This window comes from Sulfuricurvum sp. (assembly GCF_036279695.1).
GTDB lineage: Bacteria > Campylobacterota > Campylobacteria > Campylobacterales > Sulfurimonadaceae > Sulfuricurvum.
The window spans coordinates 1-15,079 of record NZ_DASUIQ010000019.1 but is presented as its reverse complement, the minus strand read 5'-3'; the positions used below and the strand labels follow the sequence as shown (position 1 = coordinate 15,079).

General features: G+C 47.0%; 16 protein-coding genes. 8 read left to right on the top strand and 8 right to left on the bottom strand.

Features of this window, described 5'->3' with window-relative positions; all coding sequences use genetic code 11:
- The first annotated feature begins 76 nt into the window (after positions 1-76).
- The 5 genes from VFW36_RS02440 to VFW36_RS02420 are packed head-to-tail and all read left to right on the top strand — an operon-like array spanning position 77 to position 4,118.
- On the top strand, positions 77-1,024 hold the full coding sequence (locus VFW36_RS02440; protein ID WP_329657234.1) for a MoxR family ATPase: 948 nt from the start codon (positions 77-79) through the stop codon (positions 1,022-1,024).
- Positions 1,024-1,857 carry a DUF58 domain-containing protein gene (locus tag VFW36_RS02435; protein WP_329657233.1) on the top strand — a complete coding sequence of 278 codons (834 nt, stop codon included), beginning with the start codon at positions 1,024-1,026 and terminating at the stop codon, positions 1,855-1,857. The genes VFW36_RS02440 and VFW36_RS02435 overlap by 1 nt, the downstream gene beginning before the upstream one ends.
- Complete coding sequence (locus VFW36_RS02430; protein ID WP_329657232.1) at positions 1,854-2,249, top strand: hypothetical protein; 396 nt, start codon at positions 1,854-1,856, stop codon at positions 2,247-2,249. The genes VFW36_RS02435 and VFW36_RS02430 overlap by 4 nt, the downstream gene beginning before the upstream one ends.
- Positions 2,242-2,976 carry a hypothetical protein gene (locus VFW36_RS02425; RefSeq protein WP_329657231.1) on the top strand — a complete coding sequence of 245 codons (735 nt, stop codon included), beginning with the start codon at positions 2,242-2,244 and terminating at the stop codon, positions 2,974-2,976. The genes VFW36_RS02430 and VFW36_RS02425 overlap by 8 nt, the downstream gene beginning before the upstream one ends.
- On the top strand, positions 2,973-4,118 hold the full coding sequence (locus VFW36_RS02420) for a hypothetical protein (protein ID WP_329657230.1): 1,146 nt from the start codon (positions 2,973-2,975) through the stop codon (positions 4,116-4,118). The genes VFW36_RS02425 and VFW36_RS02420 overlap by 4 nt, the downstream gene beginning before the upstream one ends.
- Here the strand turns inward: VFW36_RS02420 and VFW36_RS02415 are convergent, their stop codons facing one another.
- Positions 4,119-4,955, bottom strand: a complete 837-nt coding sequence (locus tag VFW36_RS02415; protein ID WP_329657229.1) for a prephenate dehydrogenase — start codon at positions 4,953-4,955, stop codon at positions 4,119-4,121.
- A gap of 115 nt (positions 4,956-5,070) precedes the next feature.
- On the opposite strand from VFW36_RS02415, the gene bamA reads away from it, so the two are divergent.
- Positions 5,071-7,311: an outer membrane protein assembly factor BamA gene (bamA, locus tag VFW36_RS02410; protein WP_329657228.1), complete on the top strand. Its 2,241-nt coding sequence runs from the start codon at positions 5,071-5,073 to the stop codon at positions 7,309-7,311.
- 62 nt (positions 7,312-7,373) lie between these two features.
- Here the strand turns inward: bamA and VFW36_RS02405 are convergent, their stop codons facing one another.
- The 7 genes from VFW36_RS02405 to plsY all read right to left on the bottom strand — a co-directional run bounded on the left by VFW36_RS02405 (position 7,374) and on the right by plsY (position 13,109).
- Positions 7,374-8,330 (bottom strand): DUF808 domain-containing protein, encoded by a 957-nt coding sequence (locus VFW36_RS02405; protein ID WP_329657227.1) that lies wholly within the window; start codon positions 8,328-8,330, stop codon positions 7,374-7,376.
- A 4-nt stretch (positions 8,331-8,334) separates the two neighbouring features.
- Entirely contained in the window at positions 8,335-9,801 is a 1,467-nt protein-coding gene (locus VFW36_RS02400) for a Ppx/GppA phosphatase family protein (RefSeq protein WP_329657226.1), read from the bottom strand.
- Between the two features lie 2 nt (positions 9,802-9,803).
- Complete coding sequence (locus VFW36_RS02395; protein ID WP_013459298.1) at positions 9,804-10,058, bottom strand: YfhL family 4Fe-4S dicluster ferredoxin; 255 nt, start codon at positions 10,056-10,058, stop codon at positions 9,804-9,806.
- Between the two features lie 85 nt (positions 10,059-10,143).
- Positions 10,144-11,442, bottom strand: coding sequence for a HAMP domain-containing sensor histidine kinase (locus VFW36_RS02390; RefSeq protein WP_329657225.1), 1,299 nt, complete (start codon positions 11,440-11,442; stop codon positions 10,144-10,146).
- Complete coding sequence (gene hsrA, locus VFW36_RS02385) at positions 11,421-12,092, bottom strand: homeostatic response regulator transcription factor HsrA (RefSeq protein ID WP_294895609.1); 672 nt, start codon at positions 12,090-12,092, stop codon at positions 11,421-11,423. The genes VFW36_RS02390 and hsrA overlap by 22 nt, the downstream gene beginning before the upstream one ends.
- Positions 12,093-12,171: 79 nt before the next feature.
- Positions 12,172-12,498, bottom strand: a complete 327-nt coding sequence (locus VFW36_RS02380) for a dihydroneopterin aldolase (RefSeq protein ID WP_329657224.1) — start codon at positions 12,496-12,498, stop codon at positions 12,172-12,174.
- Positions 12,495-13,109: a glycerol-3-phosphate 1-O-acyltransferase PlsY gene (gene plsY, locus VFW36_RS02375; protein WP_329657223.1), complete on the bottom strand. Its 615-nt coding sequence runs from the start codon at positions 13,107-13,109 to the stop codon at positions 12,495-12,497. Before plsY ends, VFW36_RS02380 begins: the two co-directional genes overlap by 4 nt.
- Before the next feature lie 155 nt (positions 13,110-13,264).
- Here plsY and nadA point away from each other — a divergent pair, with 155 nt between their 5' ends.
- Together nadA and nadC are read left to right on the top strand one after the other, a co-directional pair.
- Positions 13,265-14,257 carry a quinolinate synthase NadA gene (gene nadA / locus VFW36_RS02370; protein WP_414720220.1) on the top strand — a complete coding sequence of 331 codons (993 nt, stop codon included), beginning with the start codon at positions 13,265-13,267 and terminating at the stop codon, positions 14,255-14,257.
- Positions 14,254-15,069, top strand: a complete 816-nt coding sequence (gene nadC, locus VFW36_RS02365) for a carboxylating nicotinate-nucleotide diphosphorylase (protein WP_329657221.1) — start codon at positions 14,254-14,256, stop codon at positions 15,067-15,069. Before nadA ends, nadC begins: the two co-directional genes overlap by 4 nt.
- The last annotated feature ends 10 nt before the right edge of the window (positions 15,070-15,079 follow it).

Below are 15,079 nucleotides of genomic sequence, written 5' to 3'. Positions count from 1 at the left end.
GACGAGATAAGTCGCTACACAAATATAAACCTAAAAAGAAACAAGGTAAACTCACAACAGATAAAAAGGTGACACTATGATAGAAACAATTAATCAAATACGCTCCGAAGTAGCCAAAGTCGTTGTCGGACAGGAAAAAATGATCGACGGGCTGTTGATCGGGTTGCTGTGTGATGGGCATATTCTGATCGAAGGGATTCCAGGACTGGCGAAGACGACTACGGTAAAAGCTCTTTCGCAATCGTTGGGACTCGGATTTAAACGGGTGCAGTTCACCCCCGATTTGCTCCCGAGCGATATTTTGGGTGCTGAGGTCTATGATCCGCAAAATAACGGATTCAAGATCAAAAAAGGGCCGATTTTTACCAATCTCCTCCTCGCCGATGAGATCAATCGCGCCCCCGCAAAAGTGCAATCGGCATTGCTCGAAGTGATGGCGGAGCGACAGGTGACACTGGGGGATGAGAGTTTTAAACTCTCCCCTCCGTTTCTCGTTATGGCGACGCAGAACCCAATAGAGAACGAGGGGGTTTATCCACTCCCTGAAGCGCAATTAGACCGTTTTATGCTCAAAATCAATGTCGGATACAACACCCCCGAAGAGGAACTCTCCATTGCACGACGCGTCGGATCTGCTCTAGGGGAAACGATCAATGCGGTAATCGATGCGGATCAATTGATCGCACTCAAAGAGAGAGTCAAATCAATCCACATCGACGAAGAGGTGGAGAGATACATGATAAGCCTCGTTAGCGCGACACGTGATCCGCAAGCGTTTGGACTCGGTGAGATCAAAGGGTTCTTGCAGTTTGGGGCATCTCCCCGTGTGAGTATCGATATGTTCAAAGCCTCCCGTGCGGTGGCGTTTTTACGCGGTCGGGAGTTTGTTACACCGAGTGACATTGCGCAGGTTATCAAAGAGCTGATGCGTCACCGTCTCGTCCTCTCCTATGAAGCGGAAGCCGAGGGTATAGCGGTCGATGAGCTCATCGAGAAGATCATCAAAGCGGTACCGATTCCATAATGAACAATAGTCGTCAGATCCTTATCAAAGCCCGTCGCCAGATCATCGGGGATCGGATCGGAAATAACCCCTCGATGTTTCGGGGGGAGGGGTACGATTTCATCGAACTGCGCGAATACGTCAGCGGTGATGATACCCGTCACATCGACTGGAACGTTACGGCGAAGATGGGGAAACCTTACGTCAAAGTGTTTCGAGAAGAACGGGAGCTTAATGTCCTCACCGTCGCACTGCTCGGCGGGGGACTTCATTTCGGATCACAGAAGTTTAAGATCGAGTCTGTTGCCGAAGCGGTGGCATTGATCGGATACTCTGCGGTGGCAAACGGCGATGTTTTCGCTCATGCCAATTACTCCGAAACCCTCCGAAACGAGATTCGTCCCGCGAAAAAGCGTTTTTCGGTACAGCAGGCGACGCAAAGTGTTTTGGACGCGGAGATACTGCATCACCGTGTTGATTTGAACCATAGTATCAAAGAGCTTTATCGGCGGACGAAGCGTCGCTCCCTGATCGTGTTGATCGGTGATTTTTTCGAGATTCCCGATTTGAGACTCCTTGCTCGAAAGCACGAAGTGGTTGCCATCGTCGTGCGCGACCGTGCCGAAGAGAATCCTGAGGTGATGGGATTTAGTGCCCTCATCGATCCTGAGAGCGGTGCCGTACTGGAGGGGGATTTTAATGAGAAAAGCGTGAAGCGCTACCGCGAGCGGGTGAGAGCGCATGACATCGAACTTTTTGAATCGTTTCGAAAAGCGGGGGTTCGCGCAAGCAAGCTCTATACCGATGCGAATGCGATTGTGACGTTGCGACGGTTGTTTGAGGGGAGAGTATGAAAGATTTGAATATCCCGCTAAATGACATTGCCCCGTTGGTGGAGATCCCCGATTATTCACTCTATTATTTTATCGCGGTGGTTCTCATAGCGGTTGCTTTGAGCTTGGCGCTTATTTTGGCACTCCTCAAACAGATTCGAAAACGTCGTGTAAATTTGCGGAAAGAGCGTTTTAGCGCACTCTCATCGGTCGATTTCTCCGACCCCAAACGTGCCGCGTACACCATCAGTGAACTCGGACGTGTGTTTGCCTCCGATAACGAACGTACAGAAAAGGCGTATCATAACCTCTTCGAGCGTTTGACCCCCTACAAATACGCTCCGAAGGTGGAGATGATCGATGAGGAGACGATAGGGTATTATCGCCTTTATTTAGAGATTATCGATGCTTGAGGGGATTTATTTCCAGTTTCCCAAGCTCGGATTTATCCTCTTTTTCTTTCTCGCATGTGAGGCACTCTGTCCGCTTCGCAGTAACCCGATCTATTTTCCCCGCAATGCACTGTTTGGAATGGATGAAACAAAGCCCCCTTTGTGGATGTGGGTTTCCAAATGGGCGATGATCTCTCTTTTCATCGTCGCGTTGATGTCTCCTGTTCGGGAGATCAAAGAGGAGGTAGAGGGGTATGATATTCTCCTCGTGATCGATCCGCAATCCATCACCTCTGAGAGGGTCGAGGAGATTAAATCGTTTATCGATAGACGCCACTATGATCGTTTCGCACTCTATGTTCCTACCGCTTCACCCGTTGTGATCCCAATGAGCCGCGATCATGAAGCGCTGAGTACAATACTCTCGCAACTCACTTTCGAACACTCCGAGGGAAAAGTGACCAAAGAGGTTGAACGATTTTTCTCTACGACCCCCGAAGCGAGGGGATGGGCGATTATCCTATCCGAAAAGCCGACGGATTTGGTTCGTTCGCTCCCCGTCGGGGTCGAGGTGAGCGTGATTGAACCCAATGAATATTGGATGGAGGTAAATGATCGCTCTCACCCTCCGTTTGCGGTCATAACGGAACAAAAATATTTCGTCTATTTTTATATTTATCCCTTGTTTATGGGGTTTTTAGCCATGCTACTTTATCTGTACGGGCGTAATCAAAAGGGTCTGGCGTGAGTTTTTTACACAGCGAATTTTTGTTCTGGCTATTGCCTCCGACATTCATCCTATTTTACTTTTGGCTTACCCAAAAACCGCTCCAGAATAGATGGCTGAGCGAAGGAGCCCTAGCCAAGCTTCGAGCCCCTGAAACGACGATGGGACTCAAAGGGCGTAATACTCTTTTTCTGATGTCGGCGATACTGTTGATTATCGCGATGGCACAGCCGGTGATTATCGGCTCCACACCGCTCAAGGAGAAACAACTTCATATCACCTTGGTTATTGATCGGGGGGTGGGGAGTTTTGAGCAGACCCGTTCATTGGCATTATCGAGCCTGTATTCGCTTTTGGGGGAGGAGATAGAGCTGATTTCATTTGATGATCGGGTGTATCGCATCGCTCCGCTTAGCAATGACGGGGCGATATTGGCGGAGTTGATTCAACATTTAACCTCCTCCTCGAAACCCTCTATCCCCACTATTTTAGAGGAGAAATTGGCTCAAAATGATACGGATATGTGCGTAGTCGTCACGTCCAAAAAGGTCGTGAGTGAGCATTTTATCACCGTTTCCTCTTTGGCGGATGTTGAAAAGGTGCACGAAAAAATGTTGGAGCTGAGAGAGAAAAACGTTCTGCAAGCGCACATTCCCCTCTTTTTTTATCCTTTGGGCGCAGCCATGTTACTAATCCTTTTTGCCCTCTCGTCGATGTCGAAGCGGAGCAGTGTGAGTGTCGCTATGGTGCTGGTAGCATTGAGTTTCACTCCTCAAAGCGGGGATGCCGGGATTTTGGATTTTCAGCTGTTGCGTGAGGCTAAAGAGGCATACAAGTCGGGAGAGTATCAAAAGAGTGAACGGCTTTATGCGCGCTATCAGTTGCAACACGATTCTCCACACGTTCGATACAACCGAGCTAACGCCCTCTATATGAGCGGTCATTTTGAGCGTGCGCGGTATTGGTACGAGAGGGTTTACACGAGTGATCCGATCTTATCGGAGCGGGTAGGTCATAATCTGGAGCAGAGCATCCTCCAGATCAAAAGAGCGCAAGTCCAGAAACAAGGGGCTTCAAAGGGTGAACGGAGTGTTCCTCCCCAGAACGCTGCTTCGATTCAGAAAAAAGCCTCAGAAAGAGCTACGAGACTTTTTAAATGGTGATTATTTGAAAATATCGTAGAGTTTGTTCGCCCCTTTCATTTCGCGGCGAAGTTCGGCATAGTCTTCATTTTTGAGAGCTGTTTTGAGCGATTGCAGTTCCACTTCAAACAGTTCAATCGCTTCGAGTACGTTATCTTTGTTTTGGCGGAAAATATCTTCCCACATTGCCGGAGAGCTTTTCGCCAAACGGCTCATCGACCTAAATCCCCCTGCGGCAAGCGTGAGAATGTTCTCTTTCTCTTCTTGGGCTAACACGGTATTGGCGAGGGCATACGAGATAACGTGGGGCATGTGGCTGATAAAAGCGGCATGGCGGTCATGCTGCGCCGCACCCATTCGGCGTATCTGCATCCCGATGGCTTGAAAAATACGCAGTGCAATATCGCGTTGAGTCGCACCGCTGTGTTCCAAGTCGCACAATACGACCACTTTTTCGGCATAAAGCCCCTCGAGTGCGGCGCTCGGACCGAATTGCTCCGTTCCCGTCATCGGGTGGGCGGCAACGACATTGGCTCGGATACTGCTCGGGATAGCATCGACGATGAGGGCTTTTGTACTCCCCAAATCGATCATCGTTTTATCGGTTCCCGCCAAATCGGTCGATTGCTGTAAAAATTCGATCACTCCGTTTACGGGGACGGCTAAAAAGATAACGTCGCATTGCGCTTTGAGCTCTTCAAAACTCACAAACGATTCGACCAACCCCCGCTCTAATGCGACGGCTTGATGCTCTTTATTGTGATCGCATCCGATAATGGAGGAGATAAAGGAGAGGTGTTTGAGGGCGAGAGCCATCGATCCTCCCATTAATCCTAACCCTGCAATACCGATTTTCATAACTACCCTTTGCGTATAATGGTGCCATTTTAGCCCTTTTAAGTTTAATTTACGCTCCTATTAATCGTTAGAGTGATAGAATGGGAGACTATTTTAATGCAACGGAAATTTTGGCTTGAAAACAATACCCCTCTCCTTGATCCTCGCGAGTATTTTGGTACACGCATCGACACAAAACGTACAATCGATTCAGTATGACGGCATGGTGCATATTTCCGAGGCTGTGGCTAAGCGCCTTAACGAAGTCAAAGTCGGTGAACCCTTAGATGCTGCGGCAGTCGATAAAACGGTTAAAAATTTCTTTGAGCAGGGTTATTTCGAAGACGTTTGGGCGGAAGAGAATGAGGGGAAAGTTACGTTTCACTTCAAAGAGAAACCGATTATCTCCAAAATCGAACTCAAAGGGTACAAAGAGAACGACGAAGAGGCTAAAAAGACACTTCTGCAAATCGAAAAAGGGTCTCTTTTCGATGAAAAAAGACTCGAAAGTGCCAAAAAACGGATTATCGATGCACTGAGTACCGATGGTAAGATTGATTCGGTCGTTGAGATTGAGAGCAAAAAACTCGATAACGGGAGTATGCAGGTTACGTTTATCGTCAATGAAGGGCAAGAGATCATCATCAAAAAACTCACCTATGCGGGGGTATTGACTCAAGATCCTGAAGAATTTGACAGTATGATCGCCAACAAAGAGCATCAATTCATGGGATGGATGTGGGGTCGAAACGACGGTAAGATGAAAGTTGCCGAGTTGCAGTACGATCCGCTCCGTATCCGAGATTTTTATATGCAGAGAGGGTTTCTCGATGCGAAAATCGATGAGCCGTTTGTAGCGGTCGATTTTGACCATTACGAAGCGCAGATGAGCTATAACGTTTTTGAGGGAGATGTTTATCGCGTATCTGATATTCTAGTGTTTCAAGATACGAAGGTGATTGAAGATCAAGAACTTTTGAATATCATCGCATTAGAAAAAAATAAACCCTTTAATATCAAAACATTCCGTGAAGATGCCGATCGGATTAAAACTAAGATTGCCGACTTAGGATACGCCTATGTTCAGGTACAACCCGATTTGAAAAAAGACAAAGACTCTAAAAGTGTTGATGTCGTTTATCGCATCAATCCGGGCAAAAAAGTCCATATCCGAAATGTTATCGTCTCCGGTAATAACCGTACGTTAGACCGTGTAGTGCGCCGCGAACTGTTTCTTGCTCCGGGGGATCTGTACAGTATGACAAACCTCAAAGACTCCCGTAACGCGTTAGGGCGAACCGGTTATTTTGAGAGCAATACGATCGAAGAGAAGCGTATCGATGATGAGTCGATGGATATTATCGTGCAGGCTAAAGAGGCACCGACGGGGAATATTCAGCTCGGTGGAGGATACGGGAGTTATGGCGGGATACTGCTTAGCGTTGCGGTAAGTGATCGTAATATTTTCGGTTCAGGGATTTCGGTCGGGATTAATCTTGAGAGATCTCAGCGTACCAGCAATTACTCATTTAATATTGCTAATCCGCGTCTCAATGATAGCGATTTCAGCGGTAATTTTTCGGTGTTCAACAGTTCTACCGAATACGATAGCTATACCGTTGAATCAAAAGGGGCAAGCATCGGTACGGGGCACCGCTTTAACCGTTTTGTGAGCGGCTATGTCGGATATAACTATACCCAAAATAAGTACAGTGATATGAATACGTCTGTGGACCCGCGGTTGTATGAAAGCTATGCGAAAAGTTCTGTAAATTTCTCTGCAACGTTCGATAATACCGATGATTATTATGTTCCGCGTGAAGGAATGGCACTTTCGCAAGGGTTTGAAGTGGCAGGATTGGGTGGAGAGACCAGTTTCTGGAAAAGTCAAACCAGTTTTAGTGTCTATCAGGGATTGCAAAAATGGACCGATTTTGATCTGATTCTTCGCTACAAAGCGCGTTATAAATATGAAAAAAGCTTAGACTCAGAGGGGATGAAACTGGGTGAAAAGTTCTATATGGGGGGGATCGGTTCGGTTCGCGGTTATCAATCGTACTCATTATCGCCAAACAGCGGAGTTGACTCCGACAGCAACGGAAAATTGGATTTGATCGGCGGAACCCAAACCTTCTCTAATAGTTTTGAACTTAGCGTCCCTCTCGTACCCGAAGCGAAGATGCGGGCAACAGGATTTATCGATTATGGGATGATCGGTGAGAACAGTATGACTGAAATCAAACGGGGCGGTTATGGTGTATCGTTAGAGTGGTTTAGTCCTGTCGGACCGTTGCAGCTCGTATTCGCCAATCCGATCGGTAATAAAGCCGGAGATGATCTCACGCACTTTGAATTTACTATCGGGCAGCGATTTTAGTCTTTCTGTCATTCCCGCGAAGGCGGGAATCCAGCTTTACATTTTGAAGATGGATCCCCGGGTTAAGCCCGAGGATGACGGAATACTTTAAATACTTTTGAAATCACTTCAACTACACCCATCACAATTCCACCCGCTATAATCCCGGCAATCGCATCGATGATAACAGGGGTAATCGATCCTAACACTTTTCCGGCAGTTGGGATGCTTTCTATGATTTGTACGGCACTTTCCACGAGATGGTGAGCATCGGGAAGTCCGTGAAGGAGGATACTTCCTCCGACAAGGAACATTGCCGCCGTTCCGACGACGGTGAGAATTTTCATGAGACGCGGTGCAAAGTTGAGCAACCCTTCTCCTACTACCCTCTGAACACTTCCCGCTCTTCCCTGTGGGGCATTTTGGAGTAAATGCAGACCTACATCGTCCATTTTGACAATAGCGGCGACGATTCCGTAAACTCCTATGGTGATAGCAACAGCAACCCCTGAAACGACCATAGCCTGTGTCATAATGTCTTTATCGGCAACAGTTCCGAGCGCTATGACGATAATTTCAGCCGAGAGGATAAAGTCGGTACGGATTGCCCCTTGTATTTTCTCTTTTTCAAACGCTTCAAGATCGACTTCGGGAGTATGAAACGCTTCGAGAAGCTCACGGCTGTGCTCATCTTCATCATGATGAGAGAGAAAAGGGTGTGCGATTTTTTCAAACCCCTCATAACACAGATAGGCACCGCCTACCATAAGGATCGGCGTGATCGACCACGGGGCAAAGGCACTAAGAGCTAATGCCGCGGGGACAAGGATAAGTTTGTTTTTGAATGAGCCTTTGGCAACACCCCACACAACCGGAAGCTCACGTTCGGCACGGATTCCGGAAACCTGTTGGGCGTTAAGGGCGAGATCATCGCCTAAAACACCTGCCGTCTTTTTGGCGGCTACTTTGCTCATGGCGGCAACATCATCCAGTAAAAGGGTAATATCATCTATGAGAATCAGTAAACTGCTTCCTGCCATGGGTTTAATCCTTTAGTGTTATAGAGAGGCGTTTCGGCAGAACAATATTTTTAATCTGTTCGCGTGCAAGGTAGAGGTGATCTCCCGAAATCATCAGATGACCCTCCTCGAATATAATCTCAATCTCCGAAGCATTCACACGTGAAGCCAAAAGGATATGGGAGAGCCATAATATAAAGCCAAGCGCGTCGAGGGTCGATTCATCAGGCAGTAGAGAAGCATAGCTGTTTTTTGGGAGAAGGTCGGAGGAACTTGATCCTTTTTTAAATAACAGCAAATGCGAAATCAGCGCGATCTGTTGATGGCTGAGTGCATAATCCAGAGCGCTCATGGCCAAATAGTGGCTGTGGCGTTGATAGGCATAGTAGCGAATGCCTATCCCTATAGAGAGAAGCTTGGCGGCGATAACAAGTTCGTACTTATAGGCAGGATCGATGGAGAGAAAGGGACTAAGCGATTCAAACAGACGTTTGGATAGGTGAGCACATTGCAATGCATGATCGCTGTGATGCGCATAGGTATCGAGCAAATAACGGACACTCGGATTGTAGTTGGCAGGGAAGCGATCCCCAGCGTTTCGGAGAAGGTCGCTTAAAAATACCCCCTCACGAACTCCTACGCCGCTACAGAGAAGCGTATTGACCTCTAAATGGCGTATGATCCTCTCCAAAATAAGAGACCCCGGTTTGATCGTATCAAAACGATCGGGTTTGATAAAGAGGGAACGTAGTTTTTTGGGAGTTGCGTCTTGTATCTGATCGGTGAAGCGTAAAAAAGAATCGCTTTGTGTCGTATAGGCATGAAGCTTTTTGAGGGGATAATCCTCTTTTTTCATCAAAGCACGGGTGAGGGCACGAAAGGTTCCGCCGATCCCGATGAGAGTATCGGTATGGAACGGTGGGAGCTGTTTTAGAGCTTCATCAATATAGGCAATGGCTCCTGTGATATTATCGGTATCGAAAAAAAGTTCTTTGATCCGAACGGTTCCGATATTCAGAGAAAAAAGCTGTTCCACTTTACCGTTGCGAAGGAGGGTAAATTCGCTTGATCCTCCCCCTACATCGACGGAGACTGCTTCTTGAATCATAGGGAGGAGATTGGCGCATGCCATCCCGCCGTAATAGGCTTCTTTTTCTCCGCTGATCACTTTGATAGCGAGGTTATGTTCACGTTGGATACGGGAGAGAAAAAGGGAGGCATTGGGGGCATCACGAAGTGCTGAAGTGGCTACACAAAGAATCTTACGCGCACCGAAAGAACGGGCAATCGATAAAAATTCCCCGATTGAGTTAGCCGTACGATCCATGGCTTCGTTTTGGAGATGTCCACCGTTTTTATAAGCGTTTTCGCTTAGGCGGACAGAACTTTTAGCTTCGTGAAGAATATGAAAAGCAAAACGGCTTGTTTTTTGAAAGACCGCAAGACGCATCGAATTGCTTCCGATGTCGATAACAGCGGTACATTTGGCCATTTTTACTCCTCTTCCTCCATTAATTGTTTGTGTTTGTAGAGAAGTTCTTGCATGGTTTCGACGTTGTCTTTATCAGGGATAATACAATCGACAGGACAAACGGCGATACACGCAGGTTCATCGTAGGTTCCTACACATTCGGTACAACGGTCCGGATCGATGATATAAATCGGATCACCCTCTTCAATCGCGTCCATTGGGCACTCTTCACGGCATGCGTCACATGCAATACATTCATCGACTATTAGTAGTGGCATAGGAAACCTCGGTTATTTTAATGGTTATTGCGCGATTTATAGCGAAAGGAACCTTTGAGGAGTTTTAAATCACTCAATCTTATCGCTAAGGGAGGACGCAACACAGTTTTGAGGGGAGGACTAAACGGGCACATGAGCCGTCGATTCCATCTTCTCTATTTGTTAATGTTATAGTTGCCCCTATCGCTTCAGCGGCGCTTTTAGCTAAAAAGAGACCTAAGCCCACCCCTGATTTGTTCCCTTGACGTTTAAACGGTGCAAACAGATCGACACTTTCATCGATTCCGCACCCCTCATCGATCACCTCTATGACGATTCCTACACTGTTGAGATAGCTTTGGAATTGAATCGTTTTCCCCTCAGGGGTAAATTTAAGGGCATTTTGCAAGAAATTTTGCAATATCTGATTGAGCAGTGTCACTTGTAACAGTGCACTGAAGGCATCGGGTTTAAAATGGGCAATGAGGGTTTTATTCTCGCTGTTCGCCAAAAGTTTGAAATCCCCCTCCCACTTTTTGAGGATTTGAATAATATCTACTTGGACGGGAATTTCAAGCTGTGCCCCCTCTTGGCGACCGATGTTGAGAATATCGGCAACGATACGATTCATCTCATCAACGCTTTGGTTGGTAATGCGGATCGCTTCGATGTACTCTTCGGGGGTCCGTTTTTTGATCAGAGTGACCTGATTTTTGAGTTTGATAACGGCAAGAGGAGTTTTAAGCTCATGAGCCGCACCGATAAAGAGCTCTTTTTGGTATTTGACGAAGTTTTGTATCCGTCCGATAAGACGGTTGAGAGTTTCCCCCAGCGGTTCGAATTCATCGGGGAGCTGTTCTACCTTGATCGGGCGTATCAGATGCTCATTCATGTTTGCCAAGCGTCGAGATAGGGCACTGATAGGGGCGATGAGCATTTTCGAAAACGCAATGGCATAGAGGATAATGACGACGAAACCGACCGCATTGATGAGATAGATAGAGTTCATTATTTTTCGTAACAGCCGTTTGGTCGGGGTGATGTCACGGCTTACTTTGAGATAAGAGGAGTGTTCAAAGTCAAACGGATAAATGAGGGTCAGTGTTACGCTTTTATCTTTGTGTTCCGTCTCGTAAAACTCTATATGTTCATCATTTTGCTTTAGGTTAATAAGCTCTACACTCAGCCCCATTAGCGTATCGGTACTGTTTTGCTGTGCAGCCGACAACAGTGATTTGTACGAGGAGATATTTTCGGCATAACCGATCAGTTCGGCCTGTTTTTCATCGTAAATGGATTGCTTGATAAAAAGATATAAAAAGGAGGAGAAAAGGATGACCAATGCCGCCGAAGCGACAATGAGCTGGAAGAGAAAGCGTCGTCTTATGCTTCTTTTGGAAAACAAAAACGGTATCCTCGGCGGCGCACGGTTTCGATGGTAGTGATACCGAGCGGTTTATCCATTTTTTGGCGGATTTGGTTGATCGCAACCTCGATAACGTTCGGGGTAACAAGCTCAGGCTCTTCCCAGATCGCATCGAGCAATTGCTCTTTGGATACGATTTGGTCACGGTGACGTGCAAGGTGAGTCAATACTTCAAACGGTTTACCTTTGAGTTCGATCTCTTTTTCTTTATAGATGATTTTTTCCTCTTCAGGATTGATCGTCAAGTCATCGATTTCGATGATATTGCTTCCGCCGAAACGCAAACGCGCTTCGATACGGGCAACAAGAACATCAAAATCAAACGGTTTGCGGATATAATCGTCCGCACCCGCTTTAAGGGCTTCAATTTCGCTCTCATTGTCATCACGAGCTGAGAGGACAACAACGACTGTTTTAGGGGTGTTGCTTTTGATGTCAGGGATGATATCGACGCTGTTACCGTCCGGTAGCATCCAATCCATCAAAATTAGGTCATAGTTACGGATATCGAGATAATACTCGCCGTCTTTTAGAGTTTCGACGACATCGCTTTGGTAACCAAATTCTTTAAGCCCTTCTGCAAGGGTTTTATTGAGGGTTACTTCATCTTCAATGATCAGAATACGCATTCAGATTCCTCATGGTACGGAAATTTTGCCGAAATGATACCATAGTTTTAGAAAATTTTAAACTTTTTTTCAATTTTTTTTAAAAAATGAAATTTTTTTGAACACCGACAGTGCAATTTGGGAGAATATCAGGCTTGCGAATGGTTAGCGAGAGGGTTTCGATGGAGCTAAAATAAGATTTCAGGATACGTGAGAGGTGTTCGAGGGCTGTTTCGATCAGCTCGAATTGTTCGCGATGCATTGTCGCTTCGATCATTTCAGCGACTTCGGCATAATTGATAAAATGAGCGTCAGCATAAGCATTTTCGATAATACAATCGATTTGTACCCTTTGAGGGTTGGTGCGTTCATAATCGAGAATCCCGATGATCGTCTCAAAGGTGAGGTTCTCGATCAGGATTTTCATGCGACCCGCTTCTCTTCCCCTTTGAACAGACGGACAAAGTTAGGGATGTGTTTGTAAAAAAGGATAAAGGCGATAAAGAGCACCGGAGCGTGAAACATGCTCGGATACAAAACAAAAGAGGCTACGACGAGCGCGGCAAGCCCGAGCATCGAAGAGAGGGAGGAGATACGGATGGTTTTGGCGGCAACTCCCCAAACGATGAGAGCGATGGCGGTAGGGATCGGGAGCATAACGGCCATAACGCCCATACCCGTCGCAACCCCTTTACCCCCTTCAAACCACATATACGGACTAAAGCAGTGACCGATAACGGCGAGGACGGCAACCATCCATTGAACGCTGTCGCTCATCTCAAAATATTTGGCGGCGAGGACGACGGCAATCCCTTTGAGGGCATCGAGGGCGAGAGTCGCGGCTCCGAGTTTTTTGGCAAGTTTAGGATTGGTCTCTTTGACGACACGAAGAACGTTGGTCGCTCCGATACTTTGAGAACCCGATTCGGTGATGTTAACGCCGGCGAATACTTTGGCTAAAATGAGTCCGAACGGAATCCCGCCGAGGAGATAGGCGATCAGATAAAACTGTACGTTTTGGTTAAATAAAAAATCCATTGAAAACCTTAGCAATTAGTTTGAGTGGCAGTATTATAAATCACCGATGGTTACAATGAACTAAAAAAGTGCTTAGGAAGTTTGACTCTTCAAGGGGAGGGGGATATGAGTTTGGTTATAATAACAGCTTTACCGAATGTATAAGGATGCGTGGCTTGAACACCGAAGAATTGAAACAAAAAATTATTGATCTTAAAAGCCGTCTCAGCGTTACGGTCGTAGCGCACTTTTATCAGCGCGATGAAGTGTTTGAGATGGGAGATATTACGGGTGATTCGCTCGAACTGGCGAAACGGACGATGGCCGATGATAAAGAGTTTGTCGTGTTCTGCGGCGTCGGATTTATGGGTCAGAGCGTCAAAATCCTCAGCCCTCATAAGCGGGTCGTAATGCCGAAACTCGCGTGCTGTGCGATGGCGAAGATGATCGACGGGCTCTATTATGACGAATCGATCGCCAAGCTCGAAGCGAGCGGGATCGCTCAGGAGAATATCCTCCCGATCACCTACATCAACTCCAATGCCGACGTCAAAGCACGTGTCGGGAAAATGGGAGGGATGGTCTGCACCAGCTCCAACGCCAAAATGATTATCACCAAAGCCCTTGCCGAGGGGAAAAAGATCCTTTTCGTCCCCGATCGCTGTCTAGGGCAAAACATCGCCAATATGATGGGACTCAAATCGTGCGTACTCGGTGATGGAACCGATCCCAAAGAAGCCGACATCATCTGTTACGACGGATTTTGCTCCGTCCATCAGCTATTTAGCGTCGATGACATCGAGTTTTACCGCGCCAAATACCCGGGGATTTTGATCGCTGTCCACCCTGAATGTGATCCCGCTATTTGTGACCGCGCCGATTTCGTCGGTTCGACTTCTCAGCTTATCAAATACATCATGGAACTTCCCGCGGATCAAAAGGTGGCGGTAGGGACGGAGTTTAATATGGTGAACCGTCTCCGTCCATCCAATACTTATATCCTCTCCTCCACTAAACCCGAATGTCCGACGATGAATGAAACGACGTTGGAAGATTTGTATAATGTCCTTAAATCGATTGAAGATGGTGCCCCGATCAATGAGATCGAGGTGGATGAAGAGACTGCACACTGGGCAAAAATTGCATTAGAGAGGATGATGGCGTTATGATCGAACAATTTATCCGTGACGTATTAGCTGAAGATGTGGGGCGGGGGGACCTGTATGCGCGGGTTTCCGATGCGGTTCCTGCAAGTGCGAAAATCATCGCTAAAAGCGACGGTGTTTTGGCGGGGGAAGCGTATCTACGTGTTTTGGCGCAGATGGAGAAATTTGAGATCGTTTGGCATAAACATGACGGTGAGTCGTTTGTCAAAGGAGAGGTCTTGATGGAACTCTCCGGCGATTCGCACACGCTGCTGCGGTGTGAACGGACATTGCTCAATATGCTGCTTCATGCCAGTTCTATCGCGACATTGACCCGCAAATACGTCGATCTGATCGCTCCCTATGGGACAAAACTCCTCGATACCCGAAAAACCCGTCCTCTGCTACGCAATTTCGAAAAATACGCGACTCGTATCGGCGGAGCGACGAATCATCGGATGGGGTTGGACGATGCTCTGATGCTCAAAGATACCCATCTTAAAACGATCGCGAATTTAGAGAGTTTTATGGAAGAGGCACGTAAAAAAATCCCGTTTACCTCTAAAATCGAGATCGAAGCGGAAGATTTCGAGATAGCGGCACACGCGATGCGATGCGGAGCAGACATTGTCATGTGTGACAATATGAGTGTGGAAGCGCTCAGTGATGTAGTCAAGTATAAATGGGAACACCACAGCGGAGTTTTGCTCGAAGCGAGCGGAAATATCACCCTCGAAACCATCGAAGAGTATGCTAGAACGGGTGTGGATGCGATCAGTACGGGGTCTATGGTTCATCAAGCCAATTGGATCGATATGTCAATGAAGATGGATTAAGTAAGTGGCT